Raw genomic sequence first — 15,002 nt, forward strand, 5'->3', positions numbered from 1 at the left:
AGGTAACACTGACTGGAGGTCCGAACCCACGCACGTTGAAAAGTGCGGGGATGAGGTGTGGGTAGCGGTGAAATGCCAATCGAACCTGGAGATAGCTGGTTCTCCCCGAAATAGCTTTAGGGCTAGCCTCGAGGTGAAGAGTTCCGGAGGTAGAGCACTGATTGGACTAGGGGCCCCCACAGGGTTACCGAATTCAGTCAAACTCCGAATGCCGGCAACTTGTACTCGGGAGTCAGACTGCGAGTGATAAGATCCGTAGTCGAAAGGGAAACAGCCCAGACCATCAGCTAAGGTCCCCAAGTGTATGTTAAGTGGAAAAGGATGTGGCGTTGCACAGACAACTAGGATGTTGGCTTAGAAGCAGCCATCATTCAAAGAGTGCGTAATAGCTCACTAGTCGAGTGACGCCGCGCCGAAAATGTAACGGGGCTAAACATACCACCGAAGCTATGGATCCCGTAAGGGATGGTAGGGGAGCGTTCCAAGCAGCAGTGAAGCGGTATCGTGAGGAGCCGTGGAGCGCTTGGAAGTGAGAATGCCGGTGTGAGTAGCGAAAAGAGGGGTGAGAATCCCCTCCGTCGAAAGCCCAAGGTTTCCTGAGGAAGGCTCGTCCGCTCAGGGTTAGTCTGGACCTAAGCCGAGGCCGAAAGGCGTAGGCGATGGACAACAGGTTGATATTCCTGTACCGCCGTACCACCGTTTGAACGATGGGGGGACGCAGAAGGATAAGGTAACCGTGCGACTGGAAGTGCACGGACAAGCAGCGAGGCCGTCGGGTTGGCAAATCCGCCCGACACACAAGGCTGAGCTGTGACGTGGAGCCCGTAGGGCGAAGTACCGGATTTCACGCTGCCAAGAAAAGCCTCTAGTAAGGAGGTCGGCGCCAGTACCGTAAACCGACACAGGTAGGCGAGATGAGAATTCTAAGACGCGCGGGATAACTCTCGTTAAGGAACTCGGCAAAATGGTCCCGTAACTTCGGGAGAAGGGACGCTTATGGCAACATAAGCCGCAGTGAATAGGCCCAAACGACTGTTTAGCAAAAACACAGGTCTCTGCTAAATCGCAAGATGAAGTATAGGGGCTGACGCCTGCCCGGTGCTGGAAGGTTAAGGGGATGTGTCATCGCAAGAGAAGCACTGAACCGAAGCCCCAGTAAACGGCGGCCGTAACTATAACGGTCCTAAGGTAGCGAAATTCCTTGTCGGGTAAGTTCCGACCCGCACGAAAGGCGTAACGATTTGGGCACTGTCTCAACGAGAGACCCGGTGAAATCATAGTACCTGTGAAGATGCAGGTTACCCGCGACAGGACGGAAAGACCCCATGGAGCTTTACTACAGCCTGATATTGAGGCTTTGTACGCGATGTACAGGATAGGTGGGAGTTTGTGAAGCCGGAGCGCCAGCTTCGGTGGAGACACCCTTGGGATACCACCCTTTGCGTATAGAGTCTCTAACTCGCAGCCGTGATCCGGCTGGAGGACCGTGTCAGGTGGGTAGTTTGACTGGGGCGGTCGCCTCCTAAACAGTAACGGAGGCGCCCAAAGGTTCCCTCAGAATGGTTGGAAATCATTCGAAGAGTGCAAAGGCAGAAGGGAGCTTGACTGCGAGACCTACAAGTCGAGCAGGGACGAAAGTCGGGCTTAGTGATCCGGTGGTTCCGCATGGAAGGGCCATCGCTCAACGGATAAAAGCTACCCTGGGGATAACAGGCTGATCTCCCCCAAGAGTCCACATCGACGGGGAGGTTTGGCACCTCGATGTCGGCTCATCGCATCCTGGGGCTGGAGTAGGTCCCAAGGGTTGGGCTGTTCGCCCATTAAAGCGGTACGCGAGCTGGGTTCAGAACGTCGTGAGACAGTTCGGTCCCTATCCGTCGTGGGCGCAGGAAATTTGAGGAGAGCTGTCCTTAGTACGAGAGGACCGGGATGGACGCACCGCTGGTGTACCAGTTGTTCCGCCAGGAGCATCGCTGGGTAGCTACGTGCGGACGGGATAAGTGCTGAAAGCATCTAAGCATGAAGCCCCCTCCGAGATGAGATTTCCCTTTGAGCAATCAAGAAAGACCCCTCAGAGACGATGAGGTAGATAGGTCATGGGTGGAAGCACGGCGACGTGTGGAGCTGAATGATACTAATCGGTCGAGGCTTTGATCTAGTCTAAGGTTTGTATGAATTGATGAGTCTTCAGTTTTGAGAGAACGATCTCTCTTGTCTGGTGGCGATGGCGAAGTGGTCACACCCGTTCCCATGCCGAACACGGAAGTTAAGCGCTTCAGCGCCGAAAGTAGTTGGGGGTCTCCCCCTGTGAGGATAGGACGTTGCCAGGCCAACGCGAAGGACGATCAAGCATCCGCTTGGTCGTTCTTTTTTTGTATATCTAGCGATGTCGCAACTGCGACATCGCTTTTCGTTTGCCTTTTTTTGAATCAATGATAGAATATAGTCAAAAGTCAAAGATGGTCAGAGGGTGGTGGAGATGAGAAACATATCGGATGTAATCGAACAGTATTTAAAACAAGTGCTGAAGGAGAGCCAGGCCGAAGCGATTGAAATTAAACGGCAAGATATCGCTAAGCGTTTCGAGTGTGTTCCGTCTCAAATCAACTACGTCATCAACACGCGTTTTACGGTCGAAAAGGGATATTTGGTCGAAAGTAAGCGTGGAGGCGGAGGATATATTCGCATTCGTCGTGTGATTTTGCATGAAAAACAAGACGTGTTGGCTAGTTTGATGGATATTTTACACGATCATCCTCGTCTTTCTGAACAACTTGTCGAGAATATATTGATTCGCTTGTTTGAAGAAGGAATGTTAAGTGAACGAGAAGTTCGTTTGCTGTACCACTTGTTGTCAGATGAAGCGCTCGGCTTGAACGCTGAAGATCGACACTTGATTCGAAGACAACAGTTACTCGCATTAATGAAATTACTTAGTTACCATTGACTGACGGAGGCATACATCTATGCTATGTGAACGATGCAAACGGCGACCTGCCGTCAATGAAATTCAAGTAGTGGAGAATGGAATTCCTGTAACGCGTAAACTATGTCGTAATTGTACAGTAGAAATCATGTCAGGTTATGTACCGGTCGTGAAACGCTGTCCCACGTGTCAACTGACACAAAACGAGCTGGCTCATTTACGAAAAGCTGGATGCGCTACTTGTTATACGGTATTTCGTGATGAAATGATTAAAATCACTCGGCAGTACCAGCAAGGCCATGATGTTCACGTCGGTTCGATGCCTGATGCCTTGCGCACACCCGACGAGCGAATCGAAGAGCGACTCCAAAAGTTAGCAGGGGAGTTACAACGAGCCGTCGAACAAGAAGATTATGAACGTGCAGCGCGAATTAAAAAAGAAATAATTCAGCTGAAAGGACAAGGTGAGGCATGATGGAACCATTTCTCAAGCATCCACTCGGTCCGAAGATGAAAGAGCGAGCGAAACTTGATGACTTAGTCATCTCTACTCGTATCCGTCTAGCGCGTAACTTAAAAGATACAGTCTTTTCTCCGGTTTTATCTAAAGAAAGTCAACATCAGCTTTGTCAACGTGTTGAAACGTCACTTGGCGGATTGCAAGGCTTCGAATATTTGCACATGGGCACTTACGATGTAGTGACACGACAAGCACTCGTTGAAAAACATTTGATTAGCCCAACGATTGCTGGAAAAGAAGAAAGTGCCGTCTTGTTAAGTGAAGATGAAACGATCAGTGTGCTTATTAATGAGGAAGATCACTTACGAATTCAAACGTTACTCCCGGGTTATCAAGTGGAAGAAGCGTTTGAACTCGCGAAACGAGTCGATGTTCTCTGTGGCGAATCTCTCCCATACGCATATGACGAACAGCTCGGATATTTAACGACTTGTCCAAGTAATATCGGTACAGGACTTCGAGCGTCAGTGATGCTCCATCTTCCAGGGCTAACGTTGACAGGGCGAATTACTCCTATATTGAAAGAGCTTCGCAAGCTCGGATATACGATTCGGGGACGGTATGGAGAAGGTAGCGACGCGGCGGGACGATTGTTTCAATTATCGAATCAACGCACACTCGGCAGTCATGAATCACAGTTGTTGACAGATTTTATGGAAGTTACGGAGCAAGTCATTCAGGCGGAACGACAAGCACGGGAAGAGCTACTGGCCCGTAACCAAGACGAGTTAGAGGACCAGTTTTATCGCTCATACGGAATTTTACGTTATGCGAAACTGTTATCATCGACAGAAGCGATTGAACGTCTGTCGGATTTGCATTTGGCGAGTGACCTTGGTATTTTGTCCGACTGGAGTCCACCTCAGTTTCACGAATTAATTGTAAAGCTTCAATCAGGTTTCCTACAAAAACATTTCGGGAAAACATTATCTACGAAAGAACGAAATCGCGAACGAGCGACTCTCGTTCGTCGAACGTTAGATCATGGCTTAGTTTGATCCAACTTTAAGGAGGTTTTGTCAATGATGTTTGGTCGATTTACAGAACGAGCTCAGCGCGTATTAGCTTTAGCACAAGAGGAAGCGGTACGACTTGGCCATCATAATATTGGTACAGAACATATTTTACTCGGACTCGTCCGGGAAGGGGAAGGGATTGCTGCTAAAGCACTGTTCGCCCTCGGACTCACGTCTGAAAAGATTCAACAAGAAGTAGAGGCACTCATTGGCCGTGGATCAGAAAACGGCTCAACGATTCACTATACACCGCGTGCAAAAAAAGTAATCGAACTCTCGATGGACGAGGCTCGAAAACTTGGACATTCTTACGTTGGCACCGAGCACATTTTACTCGGCGTGATTCGTGAAGGTGAAGGTGTGGCGGCTCGTGTCTTGAATAACCTTGGTGTCAGTTTGACGAAGGCACGTCAGCAAGTACTTCAACTCTTAGGAAACACGGAGTCATCTTCTAATGCGTCACAACCTGGAACGAGTGCCGCGACACCAACGCTAGACGGCTTGGCCCGTGACTTGACCCAACAGGCGCGTGAGTCGCGTCTTGACCCAGTCATCGGCCGCGCTGGCGAGATTCAACGCGTCATCGAAGTGTTGTCTCGCCGGACAAAAAATAACCCGGTCCTCATTGGGGAACCAGGGGTCGGGAAAACGGCAGTCGTCGAAGGTCTCGCTCAACAGATCATTAATAACGAAGTTCCAGAAACTCTTCGTAATAAACGTGTCATGGTACTTGATATGGGAACACTCGTCGCTGGAACGAAATACCGCGGTGAATTTGAGGACCGATTGAAAAAGGTAATGGATGAGATTCGCCAAGCTGGGAACGTCATTCTTTTCATCGACGAATTGCACACATTGATTGGAGCTGGCGGCGCTGAAGGCGCAATCGACGCGTCGAACATTTTGAAACCGTCACTCGCACGTGGTGAACTCCAATGTATCGGAGCGACGACACTTGATGAGTACCGGAAGTATATCGAGAAAGATGCGGCACTCGAACGCCGGTTCCAACCGATCCAAGTCAATGAACCGACAACGGATGAGGCAGAACAAATCCTCTTCGGGTTACGTGACCGTTACGAGGCGCACCATCGCGTCACGATCACAGATGAAGCGATTCATGAAGCCGTCGTTCTCTCGGACCGCTACATCTCGGACCGTTTCCTTCCGGATAAAGCGATCGACCTCGTCGATGAGGCTGCTTCGAAAGTAAGACTTCGTTCGTTCACGGCACCGCCGAATTTGAAAGAACTCGAGGCTCGTCTTGAGTCGATTCGCAAAGAGAAAGATTCGGCTGTACAGAGTCAAGAGTTCGAGAAGGCTGCCTCGTTACGTGATACCGAGCAGAAACTTCGGGATGAGCTCGAACAGCTCAAGTCGGAATGGCAGAATAAGCAAGGGAATGAAAAACTCGAAGTAACGAAAGAAGATATCGCGCAAGTCGTCGCCAACTGGACAGGTGTCCCGGTGACGAAGATTGCCGAAGAAGAGACAGATCGTCTCCTCAAACTCGAATCGATTCTCCACGGGCGGGTCATCGGTCAAGATGAGGCCGTCAAATCGATTTCGCGGGCGATTCGCCGGGCTCGTGCCGGATTGAAAGATCCGAAACGTCCGATCGGTTCGTTCGTATTCCTCGGACCAACTGGTGTCGGGAAAACCGAGTTGGCTCGTGCCGTGGCTGAAGCGTTGTTCGGTGACGAAGACGCCATCATCCGAATCGACATGTCTGAGTATATGGAGAAACACGCGACGAGCCGTCTCGTCGGATCGCCTCCAGGTTACGTCGGCTATGAAGAAGGTGGTCAATTGACTGAGAAGGTTCGTCGCAAGCCATATTCGGTCATCTTGCTTGATGAGATTGAGAAGGCCCACCCTGAAGTGTTCAACATCTTGCTTCAAGTGCTCGATGACGGTCGCTTGACTGACTCGAAAGGGCGTACGGTCGACTTCCGGAACACGGTCATCATCATGACGTCAAACGTCGGTGCGGCAGCCCTCAAACGCAACAAATATGTCGGGTTCACGGTTGAAGATGATGTGAAACGTGAATATACCGAAATGAAAGACAAAGTCACGGAAGAGTTGAAAAAAGCGTTCCGTCCCGAGTTCTTGAACCGGATTGACGAGATCACCGTCTTCCACTCGCTCCAAAAAGAGCACATCCAAGAAATTGTCAAACTTATGGCCAAGACACTTACGAAACGTCTCGGAGAACAAGGCATTGATTTCAGTCTCACCGAATCAGCGCTCGAGAAAATCGCTGAAGTCGGGTACGACCCGGAATACGGGGCTCGTCCACTCCGCCGTGCGCTCCAGCGTGAGGTTGAGGACCGACTCTCAGAGGCGATGCTCAGCGGCAGCATCACAAAAGGCAGCAAAGTGGCGCTCGATGTACAAGACGGCGAATTCGTCGTCCGTAATGAAGGTGTCGTTCAGTAACTACAAGGCTCCCTCTCTCATGTGAGGGGGCTTTTTTAGACGGAAAGGAACATCATGGCAAAAATTAAAACGAAATACGTATGTCAGTCATGCGGGTACGAATCCGCAAAATGGATGGGGCGTTGCCCAGGATGTAATGAATGGAACACACTCGTTGAAGAGTTTGTCGAAGAGAAAAAGGCAAAGCGGGGGGCCGCCTTCGTTCATAGCTCCTCGAGACAGCTGAAGCCGGAGCGTCTGTCGGACGTTGTGTCACAAGAAGAGACGCGGGTCCATACGAACAGTCAAGAGTTTGACCGTGTGCTCGGGGGCGGAATCGTTCCAGGCTCACTCGTCCTCGTCGGTGGCGATCCGGGAATCGGAAAGTCGACGATTTTGCTTCAAGTGAGCGCCCATTTGGCGCACAGTGGACGGAAAGTGCTCTATATTTCCGGGGAAGAATCGCTCAAACAGACGAAACTTCGCGCCGAGCGGCTTGGCCTCCCGACCGAGGACTTATATGTCCTCGCGGAGACGGATATGTTGATGATTGAACGGGTCATCGATGAAGAGGAACCAGGGTTCGTCATTATCGACTCGATTCAAACCGTCTATATGGATGAGATCCAGTCGGCGCCAGGTAGTGTCGCCCAAGTTCGGGAATGTACGGCAGCGCTCATGAAAATCGCCAAGACCCGTGGAATTGCCGTCTTTATCGTCGGTCACGTGACGAAACAAGGTTCGATTGCGGGACCTCGTCTGCTCGAGCATATGGTCGATGCCGTCCTTTACTTTGAAGGCGAACGTCACCACACGTTCCGTATTTTACGGGCCGTCAAAAATCGGTTCGGATCGACGAACGAGATCGGTATCTTTGAAATGAAGGAAGGCGGTCTCGAAGAAGTGCTCAATCCGTCTGAAATTTTCCTAGAAGAACGGACTGCCGGTGTCTCGGGCTCAACTGTCGTCGCGTCGATGGAAGGGACGCGGACGGTGCTCGTCGAGCTGCAGGCATTAATTTCCCCGACCTCATTCGGAAATCCACGTCGGATGGCAACAGGGATTGACCAGAACCGGGTCGCCCTTCTCATGGCTGTGCTCGAGAAGCGTTCGGGTCTCTTGCTCCAAACGCAAGACGCTTATTTGAAGGCGGCCGGGGGCGTTAAATTGGACGAACCGGCCATCGACTTGGCCATTTGTATTTCGATCGCATCAAGCTTCCGGGACCGTCCGACCCGTCCGACGGATGTATGTATCGGCGAAGTCGGATTGACCGGTGAGGTACGGCGGGTGTCACGGATTGAGCAACGTGTCGCTGAAGCGGCCAAGCTTGGTTTCACCCGGGCCATCATTCCGAAAAACAACCTCGGGGGCTGGACAGCCCCGCCTGGTATCGATGTCGTCGGTGTCAGTACTGTCGATGAAGCGCTCCAACTCGCTATCCCGTTCTGACGGGGCGCTTCCGGCAGTTTTTAACGCTTTGTAACGAACGCTTTCAAAAGAACCGTGTTACAATGAAAGTGTTAATTTCTTGAAATTTTAATTCATAATGAAGGAGGTGGAATGAGTGAAGATTGCTGTACGAATCGGATTTATATTGATCGGACTCGTCGTCGGTTGGTTTGGAATTATCGAAGCGATGTTGCTGTTAGGTGACCTCGGAGTGAATGTACCGGCTTGGTTGACGATTCCTTATGTGGCTAGTTTGATTGGTGGACTTATCTTCTTCATTCTTAGTTTATTCTTGACCGATGGGGTCGTTAAATTTATCCGTTTTGTTGAAGAACGGCTCGTCCGTTTACCGGTCGGTGATATTTTGTTCGGGTCGATCGGATTGATTATTGGTTTGTTGATTGCCTTTTTGATCAGTGTCTCATTAGAAGTAACAAATATCTTCTTACTCAGCAAAATTGTACCGATTTTCGTGACCGCCTTGTTCGGGTACTTCGGTTTCGCTGTCGGCTATCGGAAGCGGAACGAATGGATTAAACTGTTCGTCAAGAGTGAACGCGAGAAGCCGGAAGCAGAACCGTTGCGCCGCTCGAACGATAAAATTTTGGATACGAGCGTCATTATCGACGGTCGGATCGCCGACATTTCGAAGACCGGTTTCATCGAAGGCACGCTCATCGTGCCACAATTCGTCATCGGCGAGCTTCAATATATCGCCGATTCGTCGGATACGTTGAAGCGGAACCGTGGTCGTCGCGGTCTTGATATTTTGAAGGAGTTACAAGACAACGACCGCATCGAAGTAGAAATCTATGATGGGGACTTTGAAGACGTCGCCGAAGTGGACATTAAATTGATCAAGTTGGCCGAATTGAAAAAAGGGATTGTCGTCACGAACGACTACAACTTGAATAAAGTGTGCGAAGTTCGAAATGTCCCTGTGCTGAACATTAATGATTTGGCAAATTCAGTCAAACAGATTGTCATCCCGGGGGAAGAGATGGTCGTGACGGTCATTAAAGAAGGTAAAGAACAAAATCAAGGCGTCGCGTACCTCGAAGACGGCACGATGGTCGTCGTTGAAGGTGGGCGCAAGTTGATTTCGAAGACATTGCCTGTTGTCGTGACGAGCGTTCTTCAAACATCGGCTGGCCGTATGATTTTTGCGCGTCCTGAATAAGCATGGAAAAAGAGACGCATTAGCGCTCTCTTTTTTCACGAACAGAGGTGAATGGAATGGTGCGTTATACCGTGGTCATCCCAGCCGCAGGGAAAGGGAAGCGGATGGGAGCCGATGAGAATAAATTGATGCTGACGTTACAAGGGAAGCCGATTATCGTATGGACGGTCGAAGCGTTCTCGAAAGATGCATGGTGTGAGCGCATCGTGCTCGCAGTGCGTCCTGAGGAACAAGGGTGGTTCGAGCGACAGTTGCATCATTTAGAGACTCCGATTACATACGTGACGGGTGGGGAAGAACGACAACAGAGCGTTCGAGCCGGATTGCAAGTCGTCAATCCCGAAGATGTCGTCTTGATTCATGACGGGGCACGGCCATTTGTGCGCCTTGACCAACTTCATGCCATCGCCGAAGCGGCCAAGACGGCAGGGGCGATTCTCGCTGTTCCGGTCAAAGATACGGTGAAACAAGTGATGGACGGACACATCACGCAGACGGTGCCGCGTGAGGCACTATGGTTGGCGCAGACGCCCCAAGCGTTTCCGGCAGGCGCCATTCAAGCCGCCCATGAGCGGGCAGAAGCTGCTCGTTTTATCGGCACGGATGATGCCAGTCTATTCGAATGGACCGGGCAACGGGTGACGATTATCCCGGGGGATTACCACAACATTAAAATGACAACCCCAGAAGATTTATTGTTTGGAGAAGCGATTTTAACGAAGGAGGATTATCGATGAGAATCGGACAAGGATTTGATGTACACGCGTTCGCGGAAGGGCGTCCGCTTATTTTAGGAGGAATCGAGATTCCGCATGACCGCGGTCTACTTGGCCACTCAGATGCTGACGTCTTGTTGCATACGATTGCCGACGCGGCGCTCGGGGCGATTGCAGCGGGCGATATTGGCAAGCATTTCCCGGACACGGACCCTGAGTTTAAGGATGCAGACTCGAAAGTATTGTTACAACACGTGTGGCAACTCGTCAAAGCAGAAGGCTATGTGCTCGGCAACGTCGATGCGACAGTGATGGCGGAGCGGCCGAAGCTTCGCACGTACATCGACGATATGCGAGCGGTCATCGCCGAGTTGCTTGAAGCGGATATCAGCCAAGTGAACGTCAAAGCGACGACGACCGAAAAGCTCGGCTTCACAGGACGTGAAGAAGGAATTGCCGCTCAGGCGGTCATCCTGCTCAACCGCGCTTGACAAAAGTGGTATACTATTTGGGCAGAAGAGAAGAAAGGTGGAAATATTATGAGTGAAGTGCGCGTACGCTATGCGCCGAGTCCGACGGGTCACCTTCATATCGGGAACGCCCGGACCGCGCTATTTAACTATTTATATGCTCGCCATGCTGGCGGGAAGATGATTCTCCGAATCGAGGATACGGACCAGAAACGGAACGTCGAGAACGGTGTCGAGAGCCAAATGAAATACTTGGAATGGCTCGGCATCGATTGGGATGAAGGCCCAGGCCGCGGCGGCGACTTCGGCCCGTACTTCCAAATGGAACGCCTCGACCTTTACAATCAATACGTGAACGAGTTGATGGACAAGGGGCTCGCATACAAGTGCTATATGACGTCTGAAGAACTTGAGGCGGAGCGCGAAGCCCAAATCGCACGTGGCGAAGCACCTCGTTATTCGGGAGCCCATCGTAACTTGAGCGAAGAAGAACGTGCGGCGTTCGAAGCTGAGGGACGTAAACCATCGATTCGGATTCGCGTACCAGAAGCGGTCACGTACAAGTGGACGGATGTCGTCAAAGGCGACGTCTCGTTCGAATCGAAGGACTTCGGCGATTGGGTCATCGTCAAACAGGATGGGATCCCGACATATAACTTTGCTGTCGTCGTCGACGATCACTTGATGAAAATCAGCCACGTGTTGCGCGGGGATGATCATATCGCCAACACACCGAAACAGATGATGGTCTATGACGCGCTCGGTTGGGACTATCCGGCGTTTGGTCATATGACATTGATTTATAACGAGAACCATAAGAAGTTATCGAAGCGTGATGAGTCGATCATTCAGTTTATCGAACAATACGCTGATCTCGGATACCTTCCAGGGGCACTCTTTAACTTCATCTCGCTCCTCGGTTGGTCGCCGGTCGGAGAAGAGGAGATCTTCACGAAAGAAGCGCTCATCGAGATGTTTGATGCGAGTCGTTTGTCGAAGAGCCCGGCCGTCTTTGACCAACAGAAGCTTGCTTGGATCAACAGCGTCTATATGAAACAGGCTTCGCTTGACGAAGTGGTGGCACTCAGTTTACCATTCTTACAAGAAGCAGGACGTTTACCGAACGCCTTGTCGATAGAACAAGCCGATTGGGCGACAGCGTTGATCGCCCTCTATAAAGAACAAATGACACACGGTGCTGAAATCGTGACGTTGACGGACCTGTTCTTTAAAGACGAGGTCGAATACGACGAAGAGGCCAATGCGGTCCTCGCTGGAGAAACGGTACCGGCTGTCCTCGCCGAATTCAAGGCTCAACTTGAAGCAATCGAAGACTTCACACCGGAAGCCGTCAAAGCAGCGACGAAAGCGACACAAAAGGCGACTGGCCAAAAAGGAAAGAACTTGTTCATGCCGATCCGGGTCGCGACGACCGGGCAGACGCACGGACCAGAGCTTCCGAACGCCATTTCACTAATTGGCAAAGAGCGTGTCTTGGCACGTCTCACAACATTATTAGCTTAAAGGCAACGATGAGGAAAGTAAGCGGTATGACACTTAACAGAGACTAGAACCTAGGCTGGAAGTTCTAGAAGCGTCCCCCGTCGAAGTGCACCTCGGAGCCGTTCCGGCGATACGTAGTCGGGACCGCGACTCGGCGTTAACGAGACATGAGAGGGGAACTTTCCCAAACAGAGTGGAACCGCGCTTACGGCGTCTCTGTGCCTTGGCACAGGGGCGTCTTTGTTTTTGATATGGAAAAGGAGAACAATTATGGGATTTTGGAAAAGTGTGAGCGACGATATACGAAACGTGCTCGAACTCGACCCGGCCGCAAGATCAAAAATAGAGGTCGTCTTGACCTATCCAGGGTTACACGCCCTGTGGGCACATCGAATCGCGCACGGTCTATGGACGCGCAAAGTCAAGTTAATGGCGAAGTTAATCGCGCAGACGAGCCGTTGGTTGACGGGAATTGAGATTCATCCCGGTGCGGTCATCGGTGAACGTCTCTTTATCGATCACGGGTTTGGCATCGTCATTGGTGAGACGGCGATTATCGGTAACAATGTAACGATTTATCAGGGCGTGACGCTCGGCGGAACGGGAAAAGAGAAAGGGAAACGTCACCCGACGATCGGGAATGATGTCCTCATCTCTGCCGGGGCGAAAGTGCTCGGCAATATCACGATTGGCGATTGCGTCAAAATCGGGGCGAGTTCTGTCGTTTTAAAAGACGTCCCATCCGACTCGACGGTCGTTGGGATTCCAGGCCGGGTCGTCATCCGGAACGGCGAACGGGTTAAGCAGCATGATCTCGATCACCGCTTCCCCGACCCGGACCGCGAGTGCCAAGAGCGGCTGGAACGTGCCGTCGCTCAGCTAGAAGACAAACTTGCTTCATTAGAGAAACGGATGGAGGAGAATACACATGATTCAGTTTTACAACAGCCTCACGAATAAAAAAGAGCCGTTTGTACCAATCGTACCTGGGAAAGTGTCGATGTATGTATGTGGACCGACCGTCTACAATTACATTCACGTCGGTAACGCCCGGCCGGCCATCGCCTTCGATACAGTTCGTCGTTATTTAGCGTATCGAGGCTATGACGTCAAATACGTCCTCAACTTTACAGATGTCGACGATAAAATCATTCGGACCGCCAATGAGCTCGGAGAAGACGTCGGTACGTTGACGAATCGGTATATCGACGCGTATTTGGCAGACACGGGTGCCTTGAACGTATTGCCGGCGGACGTCCATCCACGTGTCACGGACACGATGGAAGAGATTATCACATTCATCCGCGAACTCGAGACGCAGGACTTTGCGTATGAAGCAGGCGGGGACGTCTATTTCCGGACGCGTAAGTTTGAGACGTATGGCAAATTGAGCCAGCAGTCGATTGAAGACTTACGCGCGGGATCACGTGTCGACGTCGGGGAAAAGAAAGAAGACCCGCTCGATTTCGTCTTGTGGAAAGCCGCGAAACCAGGTGAGCCGGCATGGGAGAGTCCATGGGGACAAGGTCGTCCAGGCTGGCACATCGAGTGTTCAGCGATGGCGAAAAAACACCTTGGCACGACAATCGACATTCACGCCGGGGGCCATGACTTGAAGTTCCCGCACCACGAGAACGAGATTGCCCAATCGGAGGCGTGCAACCATACGAAGTTCGCCAACTATTGGCTGCATAACGGATTCATCAATATCGAGAATGAAAAGATGTCAAAATCGCTCGGGAACTTCCTGCTCGTCCATGAGGCGTTGAAGGAAGTGGATGCGATGGTGCTCCGCTTCTTCATGTTATCGGTCCACTATCGTCATCCAATCAACTATAGCCGTGAGTTGATCGAGCAAGCGGCGAACGGATGGGATCGCATCAAGGAGTCGTATCAAAACGTTGAATACCGCTTATCGGTCACGGCCGGCCTTGAAGAGCCGAGCGAGGCGATGGAACGCAAGCTTGCGACGATTAAAACAACGTTTATCGAAGCGATGGATGATGATATCAATACGGCGAATGCAGTGACCGTCCTATTTGACTTGGCACGTGAAGCGAACATCTACGCAAAAGCGGACCACGTCTCAAAAGTCACGCTCGAACACGTGATCGCTCTCTTCGAAGAATTGACAGGTGTGCTTGGTTTGACAATCAAGAAAGAGCTAGAGCTTCTTGACGCGGAAATTGATCAATTGATTCAAGAGCGGAACACGGCTCGGGCGGAGCGGAATTTCGCGCGTGCCGATGAGATTCGAGATCTCTTGAAAGAACAGAAGATTCAACTCGAAGATACAGCCCAAGGGGTGCGGTGGAAGCGGTTATGAAACAACTCGCCCCTCAACTGAACGCCCTCGCCCTCGCCTATATGGGGGACGCCGTCTATGAGATGGCGGTACGCAAACGACTGCTCGGACAAGGGATGACGAAGCCGAACGACCTACACCGTGGCGCCATCCGCTACGTGAATGCGGCAGCGCAGGCTGGGATCGTGACCCACTGGCTCGAGACAGGTGTCTTGAGTGATGATGAAGCGGCTGTCGTCCGCCGTGGGAAGAACGCGAAATCCGGTTCAATCCCGAAGCGGACAGATGTTCATACGTATCGCTATTCGACAGCGTTCGAAGCATTGATTGGTTACACATATCTAATGGAAAGAAGGGATCGTCTTGAAGAACTCATCGAACAAGCGTTCACATGGCTCGAAACCGAGTCATTCGAAACGACATGACGGAGGAAGAGCGCATGAGCAACGCTCATTTGATCGTCCACGCGGCGAACGAAATGATCGACCGAAGC

Annotated in this window: 12 protein-coding genes, 2 rRNA genes and 1 other annotated feature (1 of these 15 only partly in view); all 14 genes read left to right on the plus strand. The window is 51.2% G+C overall.

Annotation, left to right across the window (positions count from 1 at the left end):
* Window positions 1-2,158: ribosomal RNA gene (locus FED52_RS00420) — 23S ribosomal RNA — on the plus strand; it begins 756 nt to the left of the window's first position.
* A gap of 56 nt (window positions 2,159-2,214) precedes the next feature.
* Window positions 2,215-2,330 (plus strand): 5S ribosomal RNA (gene rrf, locus FED52_RS00425).
* 149 nt (window positions 2,331-2,479) lie between these two features.
* Entirely contained in the window at window positions 2,480-2,947 is a 468-nt protein-coding gene (locus FED52_RS00430; protein ID WP_114166644.1) for a CtsR family transcriptional regulator, read from the plus strand.
* Window positions 2,948-3,191: 244 nt separating this feature from the next.
* On the plus strand, window positions 3,192-3,401 hold the full coding sequence (locus FED52_RS13945; protein ID WP_240731275.1) for a UvrB/UvrC motif-containing protein: 210 nt from the start codon (window positions 3,192-3,194) through the stop codon (window positions 3,399-3,401).
* A complete protein-coding gene (locus FED52_RS00440; RefSeq protein WP_205729346.1) occupies window positions 3,401-4,444 on the plus strand; it encodes a protein arginine kinase in 1,044 nt (347 codons plus the stop codon). The genes FED52_RS13945 and FED52_RS00440 overlap by 1 nt, the downstream gene beginning before the upstream one ends.
* 24 nt (window positions 4,445-4,468) lie before the next feature.
* Window positions 4,469-6,904: an ATP-dependent protease ATP-binding subunit ClpC gene (clpC, locus tag FED52_RS00445; protein WP_138858553.1), complete on the plus strand. Its 2,436-nt coding sequence runs from the start codon at window positions 4,469-4,471 to the stop codon at window positions 6,902-6,904.
* Window positions 6,905-6,958: 54 nt separating this feature from the next.
* On the plus strand, window positions 6,959-8,335 hold the full coding sequence (radA, locus tag FED52_RS00450) for a DNA repair protein RadA (protein ID WP_034781742.1): 1,377 nt from the start codon (window positions 6,959-6,961) through the stop codon (window positions 8,333-8,335).
* A 115-nt stretch (window positions 8,336-8,450) separates the two neighbouring features.
* On the plus strand, window positions 8,451-9,515 hold the full coding sequence (locus tag FED52_RS00455; protein ID WP_034781740.1) for a PIN/TRAM domain-containing protein: 1,065 nt from the start codon (window positions 8,451-8,453) through the stop codon (window positions 9,513-9,515).
* Window positions 9,516-9,574: 59 nt separating this feature from the next.
* Entirely contained in the window at window positions 9,575-10,252 is a 678-nt protein-coding gene (gene ispD, locus FED52_RS00460) for a 2-C-methyl-D-erythritol 4-phosphate cytidylyltransferase (RefSeq protein WP_138858554.1), read from the plus strand.
* Window positions 10,249-10,722, plus strand: a complete 474-nt coding sequence (ispF, locus tag FED52_RS00465) for a 2-C-methyl-D-erythritol 2,4-cyclodiphosphate synthase (protein WP_021066582.1) — start codon at window positions 10,249-10,251, stop codon at window positions 10,720-10,722. Before ispD ends, ispF begins: the two co-directional genes overlap by 4 nt.
* A 45-nt stretch (window positions 10,723-10,767) precedes the next feature.
* Window positions 10,768-12,225 (plus strand): glutamate--tRNA ligase, encoded by a 1,458-nt coding sequence (gene gltX / locus FED52_RS00470; protein ID WP_205729365.1) that lies wholly within the window; start codon window positions 10,768-10,770, stop codon window positions 12,223-12,225.
* Window positions 12,222-12,425: a binding site (T-box leader), on the plus strand. (Overlaps the previous gene by 4 nt.)
* A gap of 49 nt (window positions 12,426-12,474) precedes the next feature.
* A complete protein-coding gene (cysE, locus tag FED52_RS00475) occupies window positions 12,475-13,164 on the plus strand; it encodes a serine O-acetyltransferase (RefSeq protein ID WP_138858556.1) in 690 nt (229 codons plus the stop codon).
* Window positions 13,133-14,530, plus strand: coding sequence for a cysteine--tRNA ligase (gene cysS / locus FED52_RS00480; RefSeq protein WP_138858557.1), 1,398 nt, complete (start codon window positions 13,133-13,135; stop codon window positions 14,528-14,530). The genes cysE and cysS overlap by 32 nt, the downstream gene beginning before the upstream one ends.
* The gene (locus FED52_RS00485; protein ID WP_138858558.1) at window positions 14,527-14,934 is read left to right on the plus strand and encodes a Mini-ribonuclease 3; all 408 of its coding nucleotides are present in this window, start codon (window positions 14,527-14,529) and stop codon (window positions 14,932-14,934) included. Before cysS ends, FED52_RS00485 begins: the two co-directional genes overlap by 4 nt.
* Window positions 14,935-15,002 lie beyond the last annotated feature (68 nt).

Origin of the sequence: Exiguobacterium mexicanum (assembly GCF_005960665.1) — a bacterium.
Lineage (GTDB): Bacteria > Bacillota > Bacilli > Exiguobacteriales > Exiguobacteriaceae > Exiguobacterium > Exiguobacterium mexicanum_A.

What these genes read in the sequence shown, in the direction of transcription:
- FED52_RS00440 (WP_205729346.1), top strand. Translation starts at nt 3,401, where the DNA reads ATGGAACCATTTCTCAAGCATCCACTCGGTCCGAAGATGAAAGAGCGA.
- FED52_RS00485 (WP_138858558.1), top strand. Translation starts at nt 14,527, where the DNA reads ATGAAACAACTCGCCCCTCAACTGAACGCCCTCGCCCTCGCCTATATG.
- radA (WP_034781742.1), top strand. Translation starts at nt 6,959, where the DNA reads ATGGCAAAAATTAAAACGAAATACGTATGTCAGTCATGCGGGTACGAA.
- cysS (WP_138858557.1), top strand. Translation starts at nt 13,133, where the DNA reads ATGATTCAGTTTTACAACAGCCTCACGAATAAAAAAGAGCCGTTTGTA.
- ispF (WP_021066582.1), top strand. Translation starts at nt 10,249, where the DNA reads ATGAGAATCGGACAAGGATTTGATGTACACGCGTTCGCGGAAGGGCGT.
- FED52_RS13945 (WP_240731275.1), top strand. Translation starts at nt 3,192, where the DNA reads ATGATTAAAATCACTCGGCAGTACCAGCAAGGCCATGATGTTCACGTC.
- cysE (WP_138858556.1), top strand. Translation starts at nt 12,475, where the DNA reads ATGGGATTTTGGAAAAGTGTGAGCGACGATATACGAAACGTGCTCGAA.
- clpC (WP_138858553.1), top strand. Translation starts at nt 4,469, where the DNA reads ATGATGTTTGGTCGATTTACAGAACGAGCTCAGCGCGTATTAGCTTTA.
- FED52_RS00430 (WP_114166644.1), top strand. Translation starts at nt 2,480, where the DNA reads ATGAGAAACATATCGGATGTAATCGAACAGTATTTAAAACAAGTGCTG.